This is a genomic window from Flavobacterium sp. FlaQc-30 (assembly GCF_044005885.1).
Classification (GTDB): domain Bacteria; phylum Bacteroidota; class Bacteroidia; order Flavobacteriales; family Flavobacteriaceae; genus Flavobacterium.
In genome coordinates this window covers 347,045-369,749 of the sequence record NZ_JBIPCO010000002.1, presented here as the reverse complement: position 1 = coordinate 369,749, position 22,705 = coordinate 347,045, and the positions used below count along the sequence as shown (strand labels likewise).

Here is a 22,705-nt window from a genome sequence, read left to right as displayed (position 1 = left end):
CGTAAAGATGTAGCGCTGCATAAAGTTTTTTACAAAGGAAATTACAAAGTCCTTATTGCATTTCTTCTTTTTATTGCGATTTTATTCGTGATTAAAGTCTTTCTAAAAAGATAAGCCCCAAAACTTAAACTTTCAAGAAAAGCACAATTTAACTATTCCCCAATCGTTATTTTATAAAGTCCTTTAATTCGAGAAAGCGGAATCCAACTTTTATTTTTGTTATTAGTTTGGACTCGCAATAAAATTTATAACTTTACGCAAAACCTGCACCAATGAAGATTCTAAAATATTTATTTCTTTTACTATTATTAAGTTTAGTTGCTCTAACCGTTTTTGTTGCTACCCAAAAAGGGATTTTTTCTGTTGAAAGAAGCAAAGTCATCAATTCGCCAAAAGCTACAGTCTATAATTATGTAAATGATTTTAGAAACTATGAAGATTTTGAATCTTGGTCTACAGAAGATCCATCAATAAAAATGACTTTTCCGAACAAAACCAGCGGAAATGGAGCATCATTTTATTGGTCAGGTGATGAAGGCAATGGAAATGCAATTACCTTAAAAACAAAAGAAGGTGAAAGTATTGAACAAAAGATGAAGTATGACGGTACAGAAGCTGATGTAACTTGGACTTTTAAAGATACTTTGGCAGGTAAAACAAAAGTTACTTGGAAAGCAAAAGGAACTATGAGCTTTTTGTTTAAAATATACACGGCGCTAAATGGCGGTTCTGACAAAGTTATTGGAACTATTTACGAAAAAAGCCTCGCGAATATTGACAAGAATTTAGATTACGAAACAAAAACTTATGCTGTAGAAGTAAATGGAGTTGTAAAGAAAACTGAAACTCCTTATATCAAACAGACTTTTACAAGTGAAATTCAGAAAGTAAATAAAAATGCCAGAATTGTTATTCCGAAACTTATTCAGTTTAGCGAGACCAATGGTTTAACTGCAACTGGAAAACCGTTTATTATTTATCATACTTACGACACTGCATCAGGATTGGCAAAAATTTCGATATGTCTTCCTATAAACAAAGAAATCTCAATTAGTTCTGGAAGTGATATTTTATCAGGAAAACTAAATGGTTTTGATGCTGTAAAAACCACTTTAAAAGGTGATTATTCGCATACTAACGAAGCTATTTCAAAAACAACAGCATATATCAACAATCAAAAGATAAAACCAGAATTAAGCTGGTCACATCTTGAAGTTTTATCGATCAGTAAATTAGATGTAAAAAGTCCATCTAAATTACTAACAGAAATTTATTTCCCTATTATTCCTAAAATCGTTCCTGCAGCGCCAGTCAGCTCACCCGTTTATTCGCCTGAACCAGAAGAAGGTGTTGACACTGTGCGACCTGAAGCCGCAAAACCTGCAGTAACGAAACCCGTAACACCAAAACCAGCAGCTCCAAAACCTGTTGCTTCACCTACCCAAAACCAAGAAGAAGAGCAATCAGAATTCTAAATTTTTAAAGGTCTATTAAACCTTTTGTTTAAAATTCAATCTAATACTATATAAAAGGTTTGATAAATCAAAAAGTTTGACAGACGAGAAGGAATTTATACAACAATTATTAAATCCTAAAACGCAAAATACAGCGTTTCAAAAGCTCCTATCTGATTATCAAAAACCATTGTATTCTCATATTCGAAATATTGTTTTGAATCATGATGATGCTGACGATGTTTTACAAAACACTTTCGTTAAAGTATTTCAATACTTAAAAAACTTCAAGGAAGAAAGCAGACTTTTTTCCTGGATGTATCGCATTGCAACAAATGAAGCTTTGACTTTTTTAAATCAGAAGGCAAAACTAAATGGTATTACTTCTGAAAGCCTGCAAAACAGAACAATTGATAATTTAAAATCAGATGTTTATTTTGATGGTGATGAAATTCAGATCAAACTTCAAAAGGCAATAATTACATTACCAGAGAAACAACAGTTAGTTTTTAAAATGAAGTATTTTGAAGAATTAAAGTACGAAGAAATTTCAGAAATTCTTGGAACATCAGTTGGTGCATTAAAAGCGTCTTATCATCATGCCGTAAAAAAAATAGAAATATATGTTACATCAAATTAAACCTTTTGTAGCAAAACTTATCTTATTGTTATTATGAAAGCATTTAAATTAGAAAACGAACCGAAAATATCATCAGGATTTAAAACTCCTGAAAATTATTTTGATACACTTTCGGCAAAAGTTTTACAGCAGATAAACGAAGAAGAAGTTAAAGTAATTCCGATTTACAAACGCAAAAAAACGATCACACTTATTGCTGCCGCTGTAGTTGGTATTGCATTAATGATTCCTGTTATCAACAATTACAATGCAACATCAAAAGAACTCGATGAAGCGACTTTAGAAACTTATTTATCTTATCAATCAAATTTAAATCAATACGATTTAATTCGAGAATTAGACACTAAAGACATTGAAAAGCTGAATAAAAATGTTGCGTTGGAGCAAGAAACTCTAGAAGACATTTTATCTTCTAATCCAAATATTGAAAATTTAATTTCTGAATAAAAAACAAAAAAATTAAAATATGAAAACTAAAAATATACTAACATTCCTTCTGTTTTTAGTAAGCTTTTCATTTTATGCTCAAAATGACAAAGCTGATGATAAACGTGAAAAAATCAAAGCATATAAGGTTTCTTTTTTAACAACTGAATTAGAACTTACTTCGACTGAAGCTGAAAAATTTTGGCCTATTTACAACACTTATGACGATAAACAATACGAACTGCGTCATAACAAAATGAAAACTTACCTGCGTAAACTAGATGATGATAATCTAAGTTCTCTTTCAGAAAAAGAAGCAGCTGCATTATTATCTCAAATTGAATCTACGGATAAAGAACTTTATCTTTTACGCGAAAAATACACCGCAAACCTTAAAAAAATACTTTCGGCAAAGAAAATATTAAAGCTTAAAAAATCAGAAGATGATTTTAATCGAAAATTGTTAAAACAATATCGAGACAAAGCAGGAAAAAATTAAGCTTCTTAAAAATACAACAGCGATAAGAACCCTATATAATAATACTTACTTTATTATTTAGGGTTCTTATTTTTTTACTTAAAATTAAGTCGAACTACTTTATTATGACCTGCAGCTATTGCAGTATTTCTGTTAATAAAACGAACAGTAAAAAATTTAGTATCTGTAGATAATTGCGTCCAGTTTTCACCTCCATTTTGAGAATACTGAATTCCCTCAGAACCTACGCAAATAATTTCTTTTCCATTTCCTCCAGGAACATATTGCACACATGACGCATAACCAAACCCCATATTCTGCCCTATCAATTCCCAAGTTTTTCCGCCATCTTTTGTAAAAGCCTTGTTATCTACTTTTCTGCTCGGAATCTCATAATCACCGCCTGCAATAAAACCGTGTTTAGAATCATAAAAGTCTGCAGTAAAAATACCTGTCATCGCTTTTCCTTGCACAATAGGAGTCTCAACAACTTTCCATGTTTTTGCTTTATCTGCTGAATAAAAAACACGTGCTCTTTTTCCACCCGAAACCAGCCAAGTATCATTTCCTTTTATAACAATATTTGTATTACTTGCTGCAAAAGCGGCCTCTCCCACTGCATTTGTTGGCAATTTATCAGATAATATTTTAGTCCAAGTTTCTCCGCCATCACGAGTAACAATTATAGAAAAAGTATCTTCTGTTGGATCTCCTATAGCGATACCTTCTTTATCATTCCAAAATTGCATGCTGTCGTAAAAAACTTTCGGATTAATCTCTTTGTAAACCAGTTTTACTTTTTTGTCTTTTTTATCAACGGAATAAAGCAAAGCAGGATTTGCCACACTTAATAGAAACACATTTTTTGAAGTTTGCGCAATGCTTCTAAATTCTAATTTAAGTGTATCACGATAAATATGTTCTTCAAACTTCTCTTTTTTATCTAAATCATAGTATCCAAAACGAGAATTATCAGCTCCATACCAAACTTTATTTTTATCAATTAAGATCGCTCTTATACTTATTTTATCTTTAAACAAAGTATCTATTGTCATTGATGTAAAACCACTGCTGAAAGTAACTTCGGTTTTATAATTAAATGTTCGAAATGACATCAATAAAATAAAAATACCACAAAATAAAACTAGTTTTTTCATATAAAATAAGATTTGGCTGTTGCTAAAATACAATTTATTATAACATTTCAAATAAGTTTTCGCTTTTTTATAAAACAACATTTTTATAACCTATTATCTAACAAATAAAAACTCATTTCCTAAACAACAAAACATAAACCACTGAAATACTAATACTTAACAACACAAAATCCAACAAACAAATTTGTGGCATAGTAATTGGATATCCCAAAACATTAATACTTAATATGATTTTATCATGAAAACTAAACTACTTTTTATAGCGCTCTCAGCATTAGTTTTAGGTTCTTGTTCTGCACAAAGCCAAACTACTGTTTACGCAAAAAACTCAGACATAAGTGATAACTTAGATCTTAGAGCGGTTGCTTCGATGTTTGGAGAATCAGCAAATCTTCAAGACTTTGAAAGACGTTTAAATGATCCTAAATATCAAATTTCAAATCTAGATTTAAACGGCGATGATCAGGTTGATTATTTACGTGTAATTGAATCTGTAGAAAATAGAACACACGTTGTAATTATTCAAGCTGTATTAGATCGTGACGTTTATCAAGACGTAGCTACTATTGATGTAGAAAGAGACAATTACAACAAAGTAAGCGTTCAGATTGTAGGAAACTCTTATTTATACGGTACAAACTATATTTATGAGCCTGTTTACAATGTTGTTCCTGTAATTTATTCTTCATTCTGGGTTACCAACTACAGACCTTATTATTCATCATGGTACTGGAATTACTATCCAACATATTATACAGCTTGGAGTCCATATCCAGTTTACAGATATAGAAATAACATCAACGTTTGCATCAACGTAAACAACCGTTACAACTATGTAAACTACAGAAGAAGCTATAGAGCTCCCGTACTTTATGAATCAAGACGTACTTATGGTTACGAAAAAATTAGACCAAATTATAGTTTTGAGCAAAGACACGCTAATACTGGAAACAGATATGATTTAGATCAAAGACGAATTGCAAGCAGAGAATCAAACAGATCTCAAAACACTTATAATTCAAACAGATCAAACACAAACAGAGTATCTTCTAACAGTGATTTTGGAAACAACAGAAGTTATAACGATAACAGATCAACATCTAGCAGAAATTACAACAACACAAATCGTTCAACAAATTCTAGCAGAGAAAATTCAACAGTTGTATCAAATCCGGTAAGAACAGACAACAATAGAAACAATTCGAATGTATCTTCTCCAAGAACTTCTTATGAAACTAGAACAAACAGAGTGTCTGAGCAAACAAATCAGTCGTCTAGAGATTATTCTGAAAGCAGATCAAATTCAAACAATAGAATGAGCACTGAAAGAAGTGTTCCTGTACAAAGAACAGAATCATCAAGAAGCTATTCTGACAGAAGTTCAACAAACAGAACTGTCAATCAATCAGCTGCACCTGTACAAAGAACAGAATCACCAAGAAGCTATTCTCAAAACAGAGGTAGCTCTGACAACTCCTCTTACTCAAGACCTCAAAACGCACAGCGTTCTGAATCATCAAGAGGAAGTCAGGAATCAAGAAGCAGCCAGCCGCAGAGAGAAAGCGGTTCTGGCTCAAGAGAAGGCGGACGAAGAGGATAACTTAAATATTTCTATTTTTTATTTAAAACTAAAAGCACAATTTGGGGATTGTGCTTTTTTTTATCTTTTTAATTATAATTGCTGCTAATTTGTTTTAAAACAGTAAATTTGCAACCGTCTTTTATAAAAATATACATGAGCGCATCGCATAAAAACTTACATAGTAAGTTGTCTATAGGGGGTTTATTGATAACATTAGGGATTATTTATGGAGATATTGGTACATCTCCATTGTACGTAATGAAAGCCATTCTTGGCGACCATACCATTAATGCCGACATTGTATTAGGCGGTATTTCATGTGTGTTTTGGACTTTGACTTTACAAACCACTATAAAATATGTGCTTATAACTTTAAGTGCGGACAATCACGGCGAAGGCGGTATTTTTGCTTTATACGCTTTAGTCAAAAAAACCAAAATACAATGGCTCATTGTACCCGCGATTATTGGAGGAAGCGCACTGCTTGCAGATGGTATTATTACACCGCCAATCTCAATTTCATCAGCGGTTGAAGGAATTAGAGCATTCTACCCAACAATGGAAACTCAAACCATTGTTTATATTGTAATTGCCATTCTTTTTGTCCTATTCACGATACAACAATTTGGAACTAAACTAGTTGGAAAGTTTTTCGCTCCAATGATGCTGATTTGGTTTGCCATGTTAGGAACATTAGGATTTATTCAGATTATGAACTTCCCTGAAGTTATTAAAGCTATAAATCCTTACTACGCATATCACTTATTGTCTGTTCATCCTGATGGTTTCTTTGTTCTTGGTTTTGTATTTTTATGTACTACTGGAGCTGAAGCTTTGTATTCAGATATGGGACATTGCGGTCGAAAAAATATTAGAATAAGCTGGATGTTTGTAAAAACGACTTTGGTATTAAATTACTTTGGTCAGGCTGCATATCTTATTCACCATGAAGGAAGCACCCTACAGCAATTAGGCGGAGAAAACGGAAATCCGTTTTACCTTATTATGCCGCATTGGTTTTTACCATTTGGTATTGTTGTAGCAACTTTGGCTGCAGTTATTGCTTCTCAAGCACTTATAAGCGGATCATTTACTTTGATCAATGAAGCAATGCGTTTGAATTTCTGGCCAAAAGTAAAAATCAAATATCCTACTGAAGTTAAAGGTCAATTATATATTCCGTCAATAAACTGGTTATTATTTTTTGGTTGTGTGGGTATTGTATTGCACTTTGAAAAATCAGGAAACATGGAGCATGCCTATGGTCTTGCGATTATTTTATGCATGATCATGACTACCATTTTGCTGAATTATTACCTAATCATGAAACGTGTAAAACTGTATTTCATGGTGCCTCTTATTACGATTTATTTATTAATCGAATTCAGTTTCCTTATCGCAAACATTACAAAATTTGCCGAAGGAGGTTATGTAACTTTAATCATTGCGAGTATACTTATTTCTATAATGACGATTTGGTATCTTGCTAAGAAAATCAACAAAAACTATACTAAAGTTGTCAAAATTGACGATTATAAAAAGGTATTAATGGAGTTGAGCGAAGACCTTTCTATTCCTAAATATGCTACGCACTTAGTCTATATGACTAATGCAAATCGCGTTGACGAATTAGAGGAAAAAGTAATTTATTCGATCTTACAAAAACGTCCAAAAAGAGCCGATATTTATTGGTTTGTTCACGTAAACATTCTTACTGAACCTTATAAAACACAATATAAAGTTACCGAAATTGCTAAAGACGACATTTACAGAATCGATTTTAATTTAGGTTTTAGAGAACCTACAAAAATCAATTTAATGTTTAGAGAAGTAATTCGAGATATGGTGAAACGCGGTGAAGTTGATATTACAAGTCGTTACGAATCATTGAATAAAAACAATATTATTGGAGACTTTAAATTTGTATTGTCTGAGAAATTTTTATCAAATGACAACGATTTAAGATGGCACGAAAACATCATTATGAACTCGTATTTCTTTATCAAAAAACTGAGTTTGTCTGAAGAAAGAGCTTTTGGCTTAGACAGCAGTTCTGTTAAAGTAGAGAAATTCCCAATGGTGCTTCATGCTCCAGAAAACATTGGATTAACGCGTATTGTTCCTAAAGAATAAAAGCGCCCAAAATATTTCAAAAAAAACACTCTAATTAAGAGTGTTTTTTCTTTTAATGAGAATCAGAAATAAGATTCAGTATTAAAAATTTAACTTTCAATCAATTAATAGTACCTTTGCAACTCAAATATTAGAAATGAGATTACACAGAAATTTAGTTTATACTACCATCGATTCTTTGAACGCAATTTTCAATGAAGGAGAATACGCAGACAAAGTGGTAGCCAGAGCATTAAAAAAAGACAAACGTTGGGGAAGTTCTGACAGGAAGTTTGTTGCTGAAACGATATACGAAATTGTTCGTTGGAAAAGATTATACGCAGAAATCGCAGAAGTTAAAGAACCTTATGACAGAGACAATCTATGGAGAATGTTTGCTGTTTGGGCTGTTTTAAGAGGATACCCAATCCCAGATTGGAGACAATTAGAAGGAACTCCTGAAAGAAAAATCAAAGGACGTTTTGACGAACTTTCGAAAGTGAGAGCTTTAAAAGAATCTATTCCAGACTGGATGGATGAATTGGGTGTAAAAGAACTTGGCGAAAAGATTTGGTCGAAAGAAATTACAGCTCAAAACCAGCCTGCTAAAGTTATTCTAAGAACTAACACATTAAAAGGTACCAAAGAAAACTTAAGAAACACCTTGATGGATTTAAATATTGAAACAGAATATTTAAAAGATCAGCCAGAAGCTTTAGTTTTAAAAGAGAGAGCAAACGTATTTTTGACAGATGCTTTTAAACAAGGACTTTTTGAAGTTCAGGATGCTAACTCACAATTGGTTGCCGGTTTTCTAGATGTTAAGCCTGGAATGCGAGTAGTAGATACTTGCGCTGGAGCAGGTGGAAAAACTTTGCATATTGCTTCTTTAATGGAAAATAAAGGACAATTGATCGCAATGGATTTGTATGAAAGCAAACTAAAGCAATTAAAATTAAGAGCAAAAAGAAATGGTGCTTTTAATATTGAATACCGCATAATTGACTCTACAAAAGTGATCAAGAAACTGCATGAAAAAGCAGATCGCGTATTAATTGATGCGCCTTGCAGTGGATTAGGAGTTTTAAAAAGAAACCCTGATTCTAAGTGGAAATTACAACCTGAGTTTATCGACAATATCCGTAAAGTTCAGAGTGAAGTTTTAGAAAGCTATTCTAAAATTGTAAAACCAGGCGGAAAATTAGTTTACGCAACTTGTTCTGTTTTACCGTCTGAGAATCAAGAGCAAGTACAAAAGTTCTTAAAAACCGAAATCGGACAACAATTTACTTTTGTAGAAGATCGTAAATTATTAGCTTCAGAATCTGGTTTTGACGGATTCTACATGGCACTTTTGGAAAGAAAAGCTAAATAAATTCCATTCCCGATAGCTATCAAGATAAATCCCAAATTCCAATTTTAAAACTTGGAATTTGGGATTTTTTATTTACCTTTTTTAAGATTGTAAACTCGGTTTACGCAGCAGTTTTCCGTTTTCATTTTCTTTAAATTTCGGAACAAAAACAATTTCTTTTGGCTTTTCAAATTTTCCTAAAACATCAAAAAAATCTGGTGCAAAATCTTGTTTTTCGCCTTCAATCACTAAAATTAGTTTTTCGCCTAAAGTTGTATCCGGTACACCAGTCACAAAAAAACGATTATTAATTTTGCCTGTTAACTTCGCTTCTATCTGCTCAGGAATAAGCTTTACGCCGCCGCTGTTAATTACATTATCAAATCTTCCTAAAAAACTAAACTGATTCTCATTTACTAAATCTACTAAATCATTAGTAACAATAGGTTCATCAGAAATCGAAGAGACATAAATAACCAAACAACCACGATCATCTTTTTCAATCTTTACATTTGGTAAAATTGAAAAAACACTTTCCCCTACTCTTTTGGCTGCAATATGCGTTATGGTTTCCGTCATCCCATAAGTCTCATAAATCTCCGTTTTTAAAGGCAGTAATTTCTCTTCAAGTGAACTGTCAATTTTTGCTCCTCCAATAATTAACTTTTTAATATTTTTTAATTTTTCAATTGAATTTTGAACCTGCAAAGGCACCATTGCCACAAAATCATACTGCTTGTTATTATAAGCCAAAGGCTCCGTACTTGGCACTACCACATCAAGCTCTAAACCTAATATTAAACTTCGAACCAGCATCATTTTTCCAGCAATAAACTGAGTTGGCAAACAAAGCAGTGCTTTATCTCCCGGTTTTAAACCAAAGAAATCTCCTGTTGCCAAAGCCGATTGAATCATGGCTTGTTTCTCAAGTCTAACTAACTTAGGAAGACCAGTTGTTCCAGAAGTCGTCATTTCGATATAATCCTTATGATCAAACCAATCCAGAAAAAATTCACCAATAGATCGCTCATATGCATCGCCTTCTTTGATAAAACTATATCCAATTTGACACAAATCGGCTGCATTCAAATGATAACCATCTAATTTAAAATAATTGTGTACATTTTTATGTGTTAAGTTTTGCATGATTGTATTTAATTTGATAATTCTGTTAGCTTAATTTTACCCGTTAATTTTTCTTTCCAATTAGTCCAATTGTATTTTTTACTATAAACAAAAAGCAATATCGGATACACCACTACAACTGGAAAAATAACATCAAAACCAGCAGAAGGTTCTGACAAATCAATAAAAATAGAATGTGTCTGAAAAACCGTCCAATCTGAAGTAACCAATAAAGCTCCCACCAGATTATTAGCGGCATGAAAACCCAAAGCCAGTTCCATCCCATCATCCATTAATGTAATAATCCCTAGAAACAAACCTGTTCCTATATAATACACCATTATTATATATCCCATTTTTGTAACCTCTGGATTTAAAATATGCATAAATCCAAATATCAATGAAGTCATCATAAGCGGAAACCACTTATTCTGCGCTAAATTTGCGAAACCCTGCATTAAATAACCTCTAAAAACATATTCTTCTGTACTTGTTTGAATAGGAATTAAAATACCACCAATAACTACTAAAATCAAAAATGGAATCAGCTTAAAATTCCACACAAACTTTTCGGGAGCCTGAAAATACAAGACAGAAAAACTTACAATAGAAAAAACCGACCATAAAATAAAAGAGAGCAAAATACGACTCCAATCGACTTTTTTTCTCCCTGTTGTAACTGACAACACGGTTTGATGATGTATGTATTTTACAACAAAATAAACACCTGCTAGAGCAAAAACAAATGAAATCATTATTAAGAACAAAGTAAGATTTGGTTCAAAAATTTTTAATGCCGCATCATTATCATTTGGAAAACCAGTTTTATCGGAGAAACTTTTCCAAAAAACTGCAATCGTAAAAGGCACCTGCCCTACGAATGAAGCTGTAATAATAAAAACCGAACCTAAAAGATACTTCCAAAATTTATTTTCAGGTTTAACACCTTGCTCTAAAAACATATATTTAAAATTTTTAAAATGAGAATTCTATTTAAATAGTAAATCCTATTTTTGTTATTGCTAAAATACCTCTTTTTTACAGAACCTATTTCAGCACACTTTAAATATAACAAAATGATACAAATTTATCACAATCCACGCTGCGGAAAATCAAGAAACTGCCTCGCTTTTATTGACCAGACAAATCAAGAATATGAAATAATTCCATATTTAACTGAAACACCAAGCTTTAGTGAATTAAAAGAACTTCTTGAAAAATTAAACCTGCAACCTATAGAATTAGTTAGAACCAAAGAAAAAATTTGGATAGAAAACTACAAAGAAAAAACATTGACTAATGATGAAATTATTCAAGCAATGACAGATAACCCAATCCTAATTGAACGTCCAATTGTTATAAAAGATGGAAAAGCAATTATTGGGAGAGATTTAGATAAAGTGGCTTCTTTTTTAGATTAATACTAAATACCAAATTAACATTTTTTTATGATCTTACACTTTAAACCAAAAGCTACATTTGCGGTCTAAAGAATCAAAGAAACCAAAAAAAAATGAAGAAAATCAAATTCGCTGTAATCCTTGTATTGCTTTTTACAAGTTTTTACAACTATGCACAGCAGGGACCGCCCGCAAAAAACAAGGTAAAAGTTACTGGAAAAGTTTTAGAAAAAGTAAGCAAACAACCGTTGGAATATGCAACAATTTCAATAACTACTCCAAACGATACTAAAGTTATTGCTGGTGGAATCACCAATCCAAAAGGTGAATTTGATGTAGCTGTTGCACCGGGAACTTATGATATTAAGATTGAATTTATTTCGTTTAAATCAACCGAATTAAAGCAAAAAAGCATTAAAGGTGACACTAATTTAGGTGTTATAAATTTATCTGAAGATGCAGCTCAATTAAATGAAGTTGTGGTTCGTGCAGAAAAATCAACAGTAGAAATTAAACTAGACAAAAAGGTTTATAATGTTGGTCAAGATATGATTGTAAAAGGTGGAACTGTTAGTGACGTTCTAGACAATGTACCATCAGTTTCTGTTGATACCGAAGGAAATGTAAGTTTGAGAGGAAGCGACAATATTCGAATTTTAATTGACGGAAGACCTTCTAACGCTATAAATGTTGCCGAAGCTTTACGCCAGCTTCCTGCAGATGCAATTGATAAGGTTGAAGTTATTACAAATCCATCAGCGCGATACGATGCCGAAGGAGGATCTGGAATCATCAACATAGTTCTAAAAAAGGGAAAAAACCAAGGTTTCAACGGAACATTTATTGCTTCTACAGGTATCCCAGAAGCTTATGGGCTAACAGGAAATCTAAATTATAAAACAGAAAAATTAAACTATTTTACTACTCTAGGTTATAACCACAGAACTAATGAAGGAGGAGGTTTAACTAATACATCTTACTATAATGCTGATGGTACGCCAAAAGGTTTCTTAGATGAAGATCGTGACACTAAAAGAGAATCTGATGGATTTAATGGAAGAGCAGGAATCGAATGGACTGTTGCGCCAAATACTTTCTGGACAAACGCCATTAATTACCAAAAAAATTCTGGTGACACTAGAGACTTAATTAATTACAGTAATTTTGACTCAAATAGTAATCCTACAGGTAATTCGTTTCGTTTAAATAACGGAGAAACCAATAGTCAAAATGTAGAATATACTTCGAATTTGATTAAAAATTTCAACGATAAAGGACACAAACTTACAGCTGATTTATCTATTTCAAGAAACACAGATAACAACAGCAGTATTATTACCGCTTCGCCAAACTACAATACAACACTAAACGATCAAGTACAAAAACAAGTACAATTGCAAGCAGATTATGTATTGCCTTTAGGAAAAGGCGGTCAGTTTGAAGCAGGATATAAAGGAAGTTTTGGTGATTTAAATAATCAATACTTCGTTACAGATGATTCAGGAGCAAAAGATCCAAACTTATCAAACACATTAGAATACAAAGAGAATATTAATGCTCTTTACACTCAATATGGCTTTAAAGTAAATAAATTCTCGTATTTATTTGGCTTACGTTGGGAAGACACGAATATTCAAGTAAACTTATTAGACAACAACGATTTCAATACTAAAAAGTACAACAACTTGTTTCCAAGTGCTTTTATCAGTTATGAAATTTCAGATCAAAGCAACTTTACAGCAAGTTACAGCAAGCGTTTAACAAGACCAAGAGGTCGTTTTATGAATCCAGCTGTTAACTACTCAAGTAATGTTAACATTTTTCAAGGAAATCCTGATTTAGATCCATCATTAACAGACAAATATGACATTGGTTATATCAAACGTTGGGACAAAGTAACTTTCAATACTTCAGCTTATTTTGAAGACACAAAAGATGTATTCAGCTTTGTTAGAACTCCAAATGGAGAAGAAGTAAACGGAATTCCAGTTATTTTAAGCAGACCTATTAACTTAGGTAAAGAACAAAAATTTGGTTTTGAGTTTACCTTAAATTATACTCCGTTTAAATGGTGGAGAGTAAACAGTAACTTCAATCTTTACAACGTAAAAACAACAGGAGAAAATACTTATGTTGATACTAAAGGCAATACTGTAGTACAAAATCTTGACAATCAAGCTAATTCTTGGTTTGCAAGAATCAACTCTAAACTGACTTTACCATACAAAATTGACTGGCAATTGAATGCTACTTACAATGGCGAACAAAAAACAGCTCAAGGTAAAAACTTAGGTCAGTTTGGAATGAACACTGCATTAAGCAAAGATGTTATGAAAGACAAAGCTACAATTGCTTTCAACATCAGTGATATTTTCAACTCAAGAATTATGAGATCGTATACTTACCTTCAAAATGACACTACTCTTGAAAGTCAGAGATCATATGGAGAAATGCAATTTCGTAAGCGCCAATTCAATTTATCATTTACTTATCGTTTTAACAAACCTAAAAATGATCGAGAAAAAGCACCAAAAAATGACGGCGGCGGTGACGGCGGCGGCGATTTCCCAGGATAAGCTATATTAAACTCCAATACTAAAAATTCCAAATTCCAATCTTTCACAGTTGGAATTTGGAATTTCTTTTTTTTTTTGAATCTGTACCAATTAAGATTGGAATTTAGAATTTCATTCCGATAGCTATCGGGTAATGTCATTAAGTTAAGGATTTGGTATTTTTACTTTCTCGCAGATTTACACAGAAAAATGAAAATAATCTGCTAGATCTGCCAAATCTGCGTGCTGTTTTTTATTTTTTCCCTTAATGGCATTGCACGAGCGTTAGCGAATTGACGAAGCAATCTCCACAAGCAGCTCCGTAATCTGTATTGCCTATCTTTGTCGAGTTTCTCGCGAAGATTCCTCGTACCTCGGAATGACAATATTATGTTTAAATTTTGCGTCTACGCTCCCGATAGCTATCGAAATTGCGAGATTAATTTTGTCTCCTAAAAGCTTAACTTAATGATATTAAGCCATCTGAATGTAATTTCTTTTTTTTTGGCACAAAAAAAAAGAACCCAAAGGGTTCTCTTTTATGAAATCAATCTAATATTAAATTGATTGTTCTTCTTGTCTTTTTTTGGCTCTTTTTTCTTTAAACATTTCCCAGCTTGCTCCCGTAACCCAATAAGATACGAAACCAACTAAGAAAAACATTAACCAAAACCCTATAGTTAGTACGGTTAAGAAAAGTAAAAAGCCTAAGTACTGTGAAAATTCAAACATGTTTTCCGGAATTTTTGAATGTTACGACAAATGTAGGTTATAAATTCTTCCTTGGCAATAAAATCTAAATCAATTTTCATGAAATAACATTTATACGTATATTTATATTCATTTTAAATAAGCTTTTTTAAAGAATATTATTCAACTCTCTAAATTAGAACAACATGAGTATTTCTAGGAGCTGAAACCTGCTGTACGCTATATCTTTTGTGTCGAACACCGCCACAAAAGGATGCCGCTTCCATCAGGGCTAGGGCAATCATTTTCAAAAGAAACACATTTTACAAACAACATATTTACAACAAAATGAAATACAGAATAGAAAAAGACACTATGGGCGAAGTTCAAGTCCCAGCCGATAAATATTGGGGTGCACAAACAGAACGTTCTCGAAATAATTTTAAAATTGGAAATTCTGGATCGATGCCCAAAGAAATCATCGAAGGATTTGCCTATCTAAAAAAAGCAGCCGCTTATGCGAATTACGATTTAGGTGTTTTGCCAATCGAAAAAAGAGACGCAATTGCCGAAGTCTGCGATGAAATTCTAGAAGGAAAATTAGACGATCAATTTCCATTAGTAATTTGGCAGACAGGTTCAGGCACGCAAAGCAATATGAATGTAAACGAAGTAATTGCAAACCGTGCACAAGTTCTTAAAGGCTTTGAAATTAGCGAAGGCGAGCAATTTATTAAAGCAAATGATGATGTTAATAAATCACAATCATCAAATGATACTTTCCCAACCGGAATGCATATCGCTGCTTACAAAATGGTGGTAGAAACCACAATTCCTGGAGTTGAAAAACTGCATGCTACACTGAACAAAAAAGCCATTGAATTCAAAAATGTTGTAAAAATTGGTCGTACGCATTTAATGGACGCCACTCCTCTTACACTGGGTCAGGAAATTTCAGGCTATGCAGCTCAATTGGCTTTTGGACTGAAAGCATTAAAAAATACTTTAGCGCATTTATCAGAAATCGCTTTGGGCGGAACCGCCGTTGGAACAGGATTAAACACTCCAAAAGGCTATGATGTAAAAGTTGCTGCATATATTGCAAAGTTCACAAACCACCCTTTTGTAACTGCCGAAAACAAATTTGAGGCTTTGGCTGCACACGATGCGATTGTTGAAACACATGGAGCATTAAAACAACTAGCCGTTTCTTTAAACAAAATCGCAAATGATGTTAGAATGTTGGCTTCTGGACCACGTTCTGGAATTGGCGAAATTCATATTCCAGAAAACGAACCCGGATCGTCTATCATGCCTGGAAAAGTAAACCCAACACAATGTGAAGCTTTAACAATGGTATGCGCTCAAGTAATTGGAAATGATATGGCAATTGCGGTTGGCGGAATGCAGGGACATTATGAGTTAAATGTTTTTAAACCAGTTATGGCTGCCAACTTCCTGCAATCTGCACGTTTACTTGGAGACGCCTGCGTTTCATTTGATGAACATTGCGCACAGGGAATCGAACCAAATTACAAACGAATTAAAGAGTTAGTAGACAATTCTCTCATGCTTGTAACAGCGCTAAATACAAAAATTGGTTATTATAAAGCCGCAGAAATTGCTCAAACCGCTCACAAAAATGGAACAACTCTAAAAGAAGAAGCAATTCATCTAGGCTACGTAACCTCTGAAGATTTTGACGCTTGGGTTAAACCTGAAGAAATGGTCTAAATTTAATGGTTAATGGTTAATCAAAAAAAGCCTGAAATTTTATTTCAGGCTTTTTTCTTCTTGTCACCCTGAGCGAAGTCGAAGGGCTTTTGATATTGTAAAATCCTTCGACTTCGCTCAGGATTACAATGTATAATTACGATCGGAATTTCAATTAATAATTTATAATTAACAATTCACCATTATTTACCATCTACATAATCTTGTAAATAGCTGAATCTTTCAGTTAATTTACCTTTTTCAGTAATTTTTGCACGTTTTAAAATCCCGTCTTTATCTCCGTTGAAAAAAGCAGGAATTACATGTTCCATAAATTGTTCTCCAAAACCTTCACTAGCATCTTTTGGAATTTCGCAAGGTAAATTATCAACTGCCATCACCGCAACAGCTGCGGGGTGAAAGAAATCTACTTCTCGATCTTCCAAAGGAAAATAACCATACAAAGGTTCTGCAATGGTCGAGGAACGAATGGTACAAGCAATTGGTCCATTAACATCACATGAAATATCAGCTACAACTTTCAACTTGCAATCACTTGCATTCAGCATTTCTTTTGTCAAAATCATTGGAGCATTGTTAGCATAAAAATGACCTGCAAAATAAATATCTGAAACTTTAGTAAATCTTTCAAAATCTGAGGTATATTCTTCTGGATGATTTACAAAATCTTTAAAATCTAAAATTTGACCATCAAGTCTTTTATTATATTCTAAAACATCCAACTGAACATAAACAGCCTGCGCGTATTTTTTAGTCAGATAATTATCAATCGTGATCTCTTTTACTTTAATAGCGTCTAAAATTTCTTTAGCTCCGCTGCCTACTTTCCCCGTTCCAGTAACGACAAATTTCAAAGCCGGCATCGTTATACGCTTTAAATGCATAATCAAAGCATCTTTTCCCGAAAGAGTTTCTGCTTTAGGAAGCTTAAACAATTCAAACTTTAATCCAAAAGCACGAATTCCGTTATAAACTCCAACCATTCCAGCATACTTTCCGAAACCAATTAAACGATGATCGTTTGCATCAACAATCGTTTCGTGATCGTACAAATCAATATTTTTTTCTAAAATTGCCTGTAATAGCTTTCTATTATAAGGTTGTTTTTTGATGGTATGAGAAAAAAAGAAATAAGACTTATTTGGAATTAAATTTTCAACAGGAACTTCTTTCACTCCAAATAAAACATCACAATTTGAAACGTCATCAGAAACCGTAATTCCCATACTTTTATATTGTGTATCCGAAAAAATCCTAATATCAGAACTTTCTACCTCTACAACCGCTTCATGATACTGCTGTTTCAATTTTGCCAATTCATCAGGAGCAAAGACAACGCGGCGATCTGGTGGGTTTTTTCTTTCTTTTATAATTCCAAATTTCATTCAAACAAGTTTAAAACATTAATTAATATAACTTTTTACATCGTTTTTGTTTCAAATATAACAAATTCCGTTAAATTTTTGTTGTAAAAATACAATTTAGAATGTTTAAAAACCGTTTAAAGCTGACTAACAATCGACTACTTAAAACATTTGTTAATTTTAAGTTAAAGAAAGCTGATTTACATTCTAAAAATCGCGAAACATAAATATTGAATTCTATATATTTGTTTTTAAAGAACGATGCAAATGATTTTCCTTAAAAAGACAAAGATACCACAAATACTTTTTTCAATACTAGTTTTAAGTTCATGTGGTAAAGACAAAAAAACAGATACCGCTACTACCTCAACAGTCGAAGATACATTACCTAAAATGAAGCCTTTAGGACCTGAAAAGAAAATATCACAGGCCTATAAAAACTCGGTAACAGGCAGAATAAATCACTTTTACAATAAAAACTGGCCAAACAACAGCATGAACGGCAGTTTTTTGGTTGCCAGAAATGGTCAAATTATATTTGAAAGATACAACGGTTTTGCTAATAAAAATGAAGGAACCAAAATTACAGCCAATACTCCTGTACAAATTGCTTCGGTTAGTAAGGTTTTGACGGCTACCGCGGTTTTAAAATTGGTAAATGCTGGCAAAATAGACTTAGATCAAAAAGTAAATACGATTTTAAAAACGTTTCCTTACGAAGACTGCACTATAAGAATGCTTTTAGATCATCGTTCTGGAATGCGCAACTATGCTTATTTTACAGACAGAGATAAATCAGTTTGGGACAGACATAACCAGTTAACCAATAAAGACATTCTAGATATTCTGGCTACAAAAGATATTGGATTAGAATCAAGAACTGGAACTCGTTTCAGCTACTGCAATACTAATTATGCTATGCTGGCTCTCATTATAGAAAAAATCACAGGGCTTAAATATAAAGAAGCGATGTCTGAAATGATTTTTAAACCTTTGGGCATGACAAATACATATGTTTTTGATGACGATAAAGACAGAAAAAAAATTGTTCCATCGTACAAAGGAAATGGTGTAGAAATTGGTTTTGATTATCTAGATAATGTTTACGGTGATAAAAACGTTTTCTCGACTGTACGCGATCTTTTGAAATTTGACCGAGCTAGAAACTCACCTGATTTTTTAAAACCTGAACTATTAAAACAAGTTTACACGGGATACAGCAACGAACGTAAAGGAACTAAAAATTATGGTTTAGGAATTAGAATGATTAATTGGGAAACGGGACAAAACTTCTATTTTCATAATGGCTGGTGGCATGGTAATACTTCATCGTACATTACTTTAATGAAAGAGAATGTAACGATTATTGCTTTATCTAATAAAATGAACAGAAATACTTATGCTGTTCGTAAATTAGCACCGATCTTTGGAGATTATCCTTTTAATTTTAAAGACGAAGAGTAAATAATCTTAAAGTCGAAAGTTGTAAAGTCGAAAGTTGAAAGCCGAAAGTTGAAAGCCGAAAGTTGAAAGCCGAAAGTCTTAAAAACAGCTGACAATACTGACTTTGGACTTTCGACTTTGGGCTTTATGACTTTTTTTAAAAAATTTTAGTAGAAAGTAAATTCAAATAGCATAAATTTGCAAACTCATTTTTGGGGTCGACTGGTTTTGACAGCAAGTCGAATTGAACAGTAAGCACGTCGAGCATTGAGACCTTGCTCGTAAATATAAGATCTCACACTTTTACACGGCGAAAATAATTACGCTTTAGCTGCATAATCCGAATCATAGTAAGATTGCGCCACGTCTCTACAAGGTAGAGAAGCTGGATTCTCCTAGAAAGCCTTGGTTTGTGGCGTTCTGTCAAGGGGAACCGTAAAAATAAACCTAGATTTCCATGAGCTTCGGGTGGATTTCGAAAATTAAGAAGATAAGTGTTGGGTGGTTGTTTCTGGCCTAGCTCAACAACGAAAATCTAATCAGGAAATAAGCGTGTAGAAAGCTCTTTAGTTGCTTGTTTGGACCCGGGTTCGATTCCCGGCGACTCCACAAAAAAGCCTATAAACTCTTTGTTTACAGGCTTTTTTATTTATGGTTGATATTTTATTGTTAAGAAATATCAGCCGAATACATATAATTTATAATTGTTATAATCATTAAGAGTAAAAGTGATAATCAATTTTTGCATCGTTCCTATATTTTCTTTTGCATCCATACCATACTAATTTCATATTCTTTAATTGTGCCAATGTTTTGAAAAAAACCACACTCAACAAAGCCCATTTTTTTATGAAATTCAATACTTGGTTTGTTTAATGAAGATATATTAACTATTATTTCTTTAAACCCTTTTTCTTTTAATTCTACAAAAAGATGATTTAAAATTTTAGTTCCTATTCCTTTTCTTAAATAAGCAGGATTTAAAAAGTATGTCAATTTTACCGTCTTATTAAAAATGCTTTCTACTCGAAAAGGATATGCAATACCAAAACCTATAACTATCTCATCTCTTAAAGCGACGCATCCTGCATATTGTATTCCCTCATTTCTTAATTGAATAGCTTCACTATCTTCCATTAACGCATCAGAAAAAGTAAAGAGTGTTTCTTCTACATAATAGTTGTATATTCTCTGAATGTCTTTGTAATCCGAAGATTCTATTTTTACTATTTTCATAAAAACTATCTTAATTAAAAAAAAATTTATTTAGATCGCCAGGATATTGACTTAAAATCCGGCTTTTTAAAATTGAAAGTGTATTACATTCAATTGACAGTACTTTTAAATTAGCTATAAAAACAAAGCAGTAACAAATATAAGAAATACTTTACAACAAATATAGTCGTCACTATTTACTTACCAACAGCAAAATAGGATATAAAAAGTAATAGCTGGCGACTCCATAAAAAAAGCCTGTAAACTCTTTGTTTACAGGCTTTTTGTTTGTTTTTTAGATACGGTTTTTGCTGCCATTTATTTCATGCAGATAAGTTAGTTTTTTCTACCTAAAAGGTAACGTGAACATAAAAGTACTTCCTTTTCCTAGTTCGCTTTCCACCCAGATCTCTCCTTGATGCAGCTTAATAAACTCATTACAGAGCAACAATCCAATACCGTTTCCCTTCTCATTTTCGGTTCCTTTTTGAATAACCTTTGTGTCTATTTTAAATAAATTTTCTTTTGCATCAAGTGAAATTCCTATACCATTATCAGCAATAGACACTAAAACTTTCTGTCCAATTTTCTGTATCTTTAAAGTAATCTCACCATGTTTATCTGTAAATTTAATTGCATTATTCAATAAGTTTCGAACTGCAGTACCGATCATGTTTCTATCCAGCATCACTTCAATAGACTCATCTGATTCAAACAAAAGCTTAATCCTTTTGTTTGCAGCTGCATTTTTATTAAGTTCAACATTCTCAGCAATCAAATCGTTCAACACAACCTTTTCTGGCGTATACTCAATCATTCCTGTCTGCACCTGAGACCATTCTAAAAGGTTGTCAAGCAGCTTGTGAATGTTTGAATTTGACTCATGAATCATTTCAAGAATTTCTTTAATCTCTTCACGACTATACCATTCTACATCTTTGCTTATCATTTCTGAAAGCTGCACAGATGCTCCTAATGGCCCTCTTAAATCATGCGCTATAATCGAAAAGAACTGATTCTTATCTTTTAAAAGTTTTGAAATTTTAAGATCTTGCTTCTCCTTTACTAAGAGTAAAAATCCGACCGTTCCAATTAAGGTAAGTAGAAACAAACTAATATTGTATAAGCTCTCAAAAGCGCTATAGGAAAAAAAATATTGCTGTGGATTTAAATAATTATACAATGCTCTTATAAGAATCAGCAACTCAAATATGGCATAACAAAGCATGAAGAATGTTCTAAAAAAATTACCTCCTCTATTTTTGAAATAACTAATTACAGGAAGTAAATAAATACTAAATATACCCAAGCAGACAACCAAAATCCGGGCATTAATTGAACTCCCTAAAAACACAATCAGATTAAAAAAGAATACTGCCGCTACAGTTATAATTTTCTCTAAGTGATATTTTTTTTCTGATTTTATCCCAAATAAAGGAAAAAGTGCAGTAGCCTCACAATAACAAGCAGCAAAAATTATAGTGTTTGCAATATTAATCGAAACAAAATCTGGAACTAAATTTCTCAAAAAGATTAAGATCCAGCCAATCGTTAACAATAACTTTCCGTACCCAAACCTTTTTAGTATTTTTCGATTATCATTAGTAGCGTAGGTAAATGAGTAGCTAAAAATAAGAATACAAACAAATAAATTACCCAGAAAATAAAGTTGAAAAACTGTTTTTGGATCTAACAAAAAGACTTTAAGCATTATGGATTAAGTTTTACAAACTAATAAAACAAATATACAAATTAAGACTGGCATGAGACAAGCTCTTTATTTCGCATTTAATCTAATATCAGCATCATATTTTACCGTTTTTTTTTACTGACAGTACAATTACCCTGCTCTCCGAAGAGTTCAACTGAAAAGCTACGCAAATGTCTATGACTTTGCGCATTTTTTGATTTTTACAAATTATAAGCGTTTCAAAAGTCTCTGACTTTTTTGAACAGACTTTTTTTCTTCTTTGGTG

At 32.6% G+C, this 22,705-nt stretch carries 18 protein-coding genes and 1 other RNA gene; 12 read left to right on the top strand and 7 right to left on the bottom strand.

Annotated elements, in window-relative coordinates:
• The first annotated feature begins 272 nt into the window (after positions 1-272).
• The 4 genes from ACHRV0_RS06860 (at position 273) to ACHRV0_RS06845 (ending at position 3,019) form a co-directional block, all read left to right on the top strand.
• The gene (locus ACHRV0_RS06860; protein ID WP_395440318.1) at positions 273-1,475 is read left to right on the top strand and encodes a transcriptional regulator; all 1,203 of its coding nucleotides are present in this window, start codon (positions 273-275) and stop codon (positions 1,473-1,475) included.
• Positions 1,476-1,551: 76 nt separating this feature from the next.
• Positions 1,552-2,094 (top strand): RNA polymerase sigma factor, encoded by a 543-nt coding sequence (locus tag ACHRV0_RS06855; RefSeq protein WP_129023424.1) that lies wholly within the window; start codon positions 1,552-1,554, stop codon positions 2,092-2,094.
• Between the two features lie 33 nt (positions 2,095-2,127).
• Positions 2,128-2,541 (top strand): hypothetical protein, encoded by a 414-nt coding sequence (locus ACHRV0_RS06850; protein WP_129023425.1) that lies wholly within the window; start codon positions 2,128-2,130, stop codon positions 2,539-2,541.
• Between the two features lie 19 nt (positions 2,542-2,560).
• A complete protein-coding gene (locus ACHRV0_RS06845; protein ID WP_089053167.1) occupies positions 2,561-3,019 on the top strand; it encodes a sensor of ECF-type sigma factor in 459 nt (152 codons plus the stop codon).
• A 74-nt stretch (positions 3,020-3,093) separates the two neighbouring features.
• Here ACHRV0_RS06845 and ACHRV0_RS06840 read toward each other — a convergent pair whose 3' ends face one another.
• Positions 3,094-4,155, bottom strand: coding sequence for an oxidoreductase (locus ACHRV0_RS06840; protein WP_129023426.1), 1,062 nt, complete (start codon positions 4,153-4,155; stop codon positions 3,094-3,096).
• A gap of 238 nt (positions 4,156-4,393) precedes the next feature.
• Here ACHRV0_RS06840 and ACHRV0_RS06835 point away from each other — a divergent pair, with 238 nt between their 5' ends.
• The 3 genes from ACHRV0_RS06835 (at position 4,394) to ACHRV0_RS06825 (ending at position 9,224) form a co-directional block, all read left to right on the top strand.
• Positions 4,394-5,755 (top strand): hypothetical protein, encoded by a 1,362-nt coding sequence (locus ACHRV0_RS06835; protein ID WP_395440317.1) that lies wholly within the window; start codon positions 4,394-4,396, stop codon positions 5,753-5,755.
• Between the two features lie 135 nt (positions 5,756-5,890).
• On the top strand, positions 5,891-7,870 hold the full coding sequence (locus ACHRV0_RS06830; RefSeq protein ID WP_129023427.1) for a KUP/HAK/KT family potassium transporter: 1,980 nt from the start codon (positions 5,891-5,893) through the stop codon (positions 7,868-7,870).
• A 136-nt stretch (positions 7,871-8,006) separates the two neighbouring features.
• Positions 8,007-9,224, top strand: a complete 1,218-nt coding sequence (locus ACHRV0_RS06825) for an RsmB/NOP family class I SAM-dependent RNA methyltransferase (RefSeq protein ID WP_395440316.1) — start codon at positions 8,007-8,009, stop codon at positions 9,222-9,224.
• An 81-nt stretch (positions 9,225-9,305) separates the two neighbouring features.
• On the opposite strand, the gene ACHRV0_RS06820 is transcribed toward ACHRV0_RS06825, so the two are convergent.
• Entirely contained in the window at positions 9,306-10,349 is a 1,044-nt protein-coding gene (locus tag ACHRV0_RS06820; protein ID WP_395440315.1) for an AMP-binding protein, read from the bottom strand.
• Between the two features lie 8 nt (positions 10,350-10,357).
• A complete protein-coding gene (locus ACHRV0_RS06815; protein WP_395440314.1) occupies positions 10,358-11,290 on the bottom strand; it encodes a lysostaphin resistance A-like protein in 933 nt (310 codons plus the stop codon).
• Positions 11,291-11,404: 114 nt separating this feature from the next.
• Between ACHRV0_RS06815 and arsC the strand changes: the two genes are divergently transcribed.
• Both arsC and ACHRV0_RS06805 read left to right on the top strand, forming a co-directional pair.
• Positions 11,405-11,749 carry an arsenate reductase (glutaredoxin) gene (gene arsC / locus ACHRV0_RS06810; protein ID WP_129054567.1) on the top strand — a complete coding sequence of 115 codons (345 nt, stop codon included), beginning with the start codon at positions 11,405-11,407 and terminating at the stop codon, positions 11,747-11,749.
• A gap of 92 nt (positions 11,750-11,841) precedes the next feature.
• Positions 11,842-14,304, top strand: coding sequence for a TonB-dependent receptor domain-containing protein (locus ACHRV0_RS06805; RefSeq protein WP_395440313.1), 2,463 nt, complete (start codon positions 11,842-11,844; stop codon positions 14,302-14,304).
• Positions 14,305-14,841: 537 nt separating this feature from the next.
• Here the strand turns inward: ACHRV0_RS06805 and ACHRV0_RS06800 are convergent.
• Complete coding sequence (locus ACHRV0_RS06800) at positions 14,842-15,015, bottom strand: hypothetical protein (RefSeq protein WP_089053158.1); 174 nt, start codon at positions 15,013-15,015, stop codon at positions 14,842-14,844.
• Positions 15,016-15,321: 306 nt separating this feature from the next.
• On the opposite strand from ACHRV0_RS06800, the gene fumC reads away from it, so the two are divergent.
• Complete coding sequence (gene fumC, locus ACHRV0_RS06795; protein ID WP_395440312.1) at positions 15,322-16,707, top strand: class II fumarate hydratase; 1,386 nt, start codon at positions 15,322-15,324, stop codon at positions 16,705-16,707.
• A 182-nt stretch (positions 16,708-16,889) separates the two neighbouring features.
• Here fumC and ACHRV0_RS06790 read toward each other — a convergent pair whose 3' ends face one another.
• Positions 16,890-18,092 (bottom strand): NAD(P)-dependent oxidoreductase, encoded by a 1,203-nt coding sequence (locus ACHRV0_RS06790; RefSeq protein ID WP_129023433.1) that lies wholly within the window; start codon positions 18,090-18,092, stop codon positions 16,890-16,892.
• 240 nt (positions 18,093-18,332) lie between these two features.
• Here ACHRV0_RS06790 and ACHRV0_RS06785 point away from each other — a divergent pair, with 240 nt between their 5' ends.
• Both ACHRV0_RS06785 and ssrA read left to right on the top strand, forming a co-directional pair.
• The gene (locus ACHRV0_RS06785) at positions 18,333-19,535 is read left to right on the top strand and encodes a serine hydrolase (protein WP_089053155.1); all 1,203 of its coding nucleotides are present in this window, start codon (positions 18,333-18,335) and stop codon (positions 19,533-19,535) included.
• Between the two features lie 193 nt (positions 19,536-19,728).
• Positions 19,729-20,126, top strand: a transfer-messenger RNA (tmRNA) gene (ssrA, locus tag ACHRV0_RS06780).
• 141 nt (positions 20,127-20,267) lie between these two features.
• Here the strand turns inward: ssrA and ACHRV0_RS06775 are convergent.
• On the bottom strand, positions 20,268-20,750 hold the full coding sequence (locus ACHRV0_RS06775; protein WP_395440311.1) for a GNAT family N-acetyltransferase: 483 nt from the start codon (positions 20,748-20,750) through the stop codon (positions 20,268-20,270).
• Between the two features lie 325 nt (positions 20,751-21,075).
• Positions 21,076-22,440, bottom strand: a complete 1,365-nt coding sequence (locus tag ACHRV0_RS06770) for a sensor histidine kinase (RefSeq protein ID WP_395440310.1) — start codon at positions 22,438-22,440, stop codon at positions 21,076-21,078.
• Positions 22,441-22,705 lie beyond the last annotated feature (265 nt).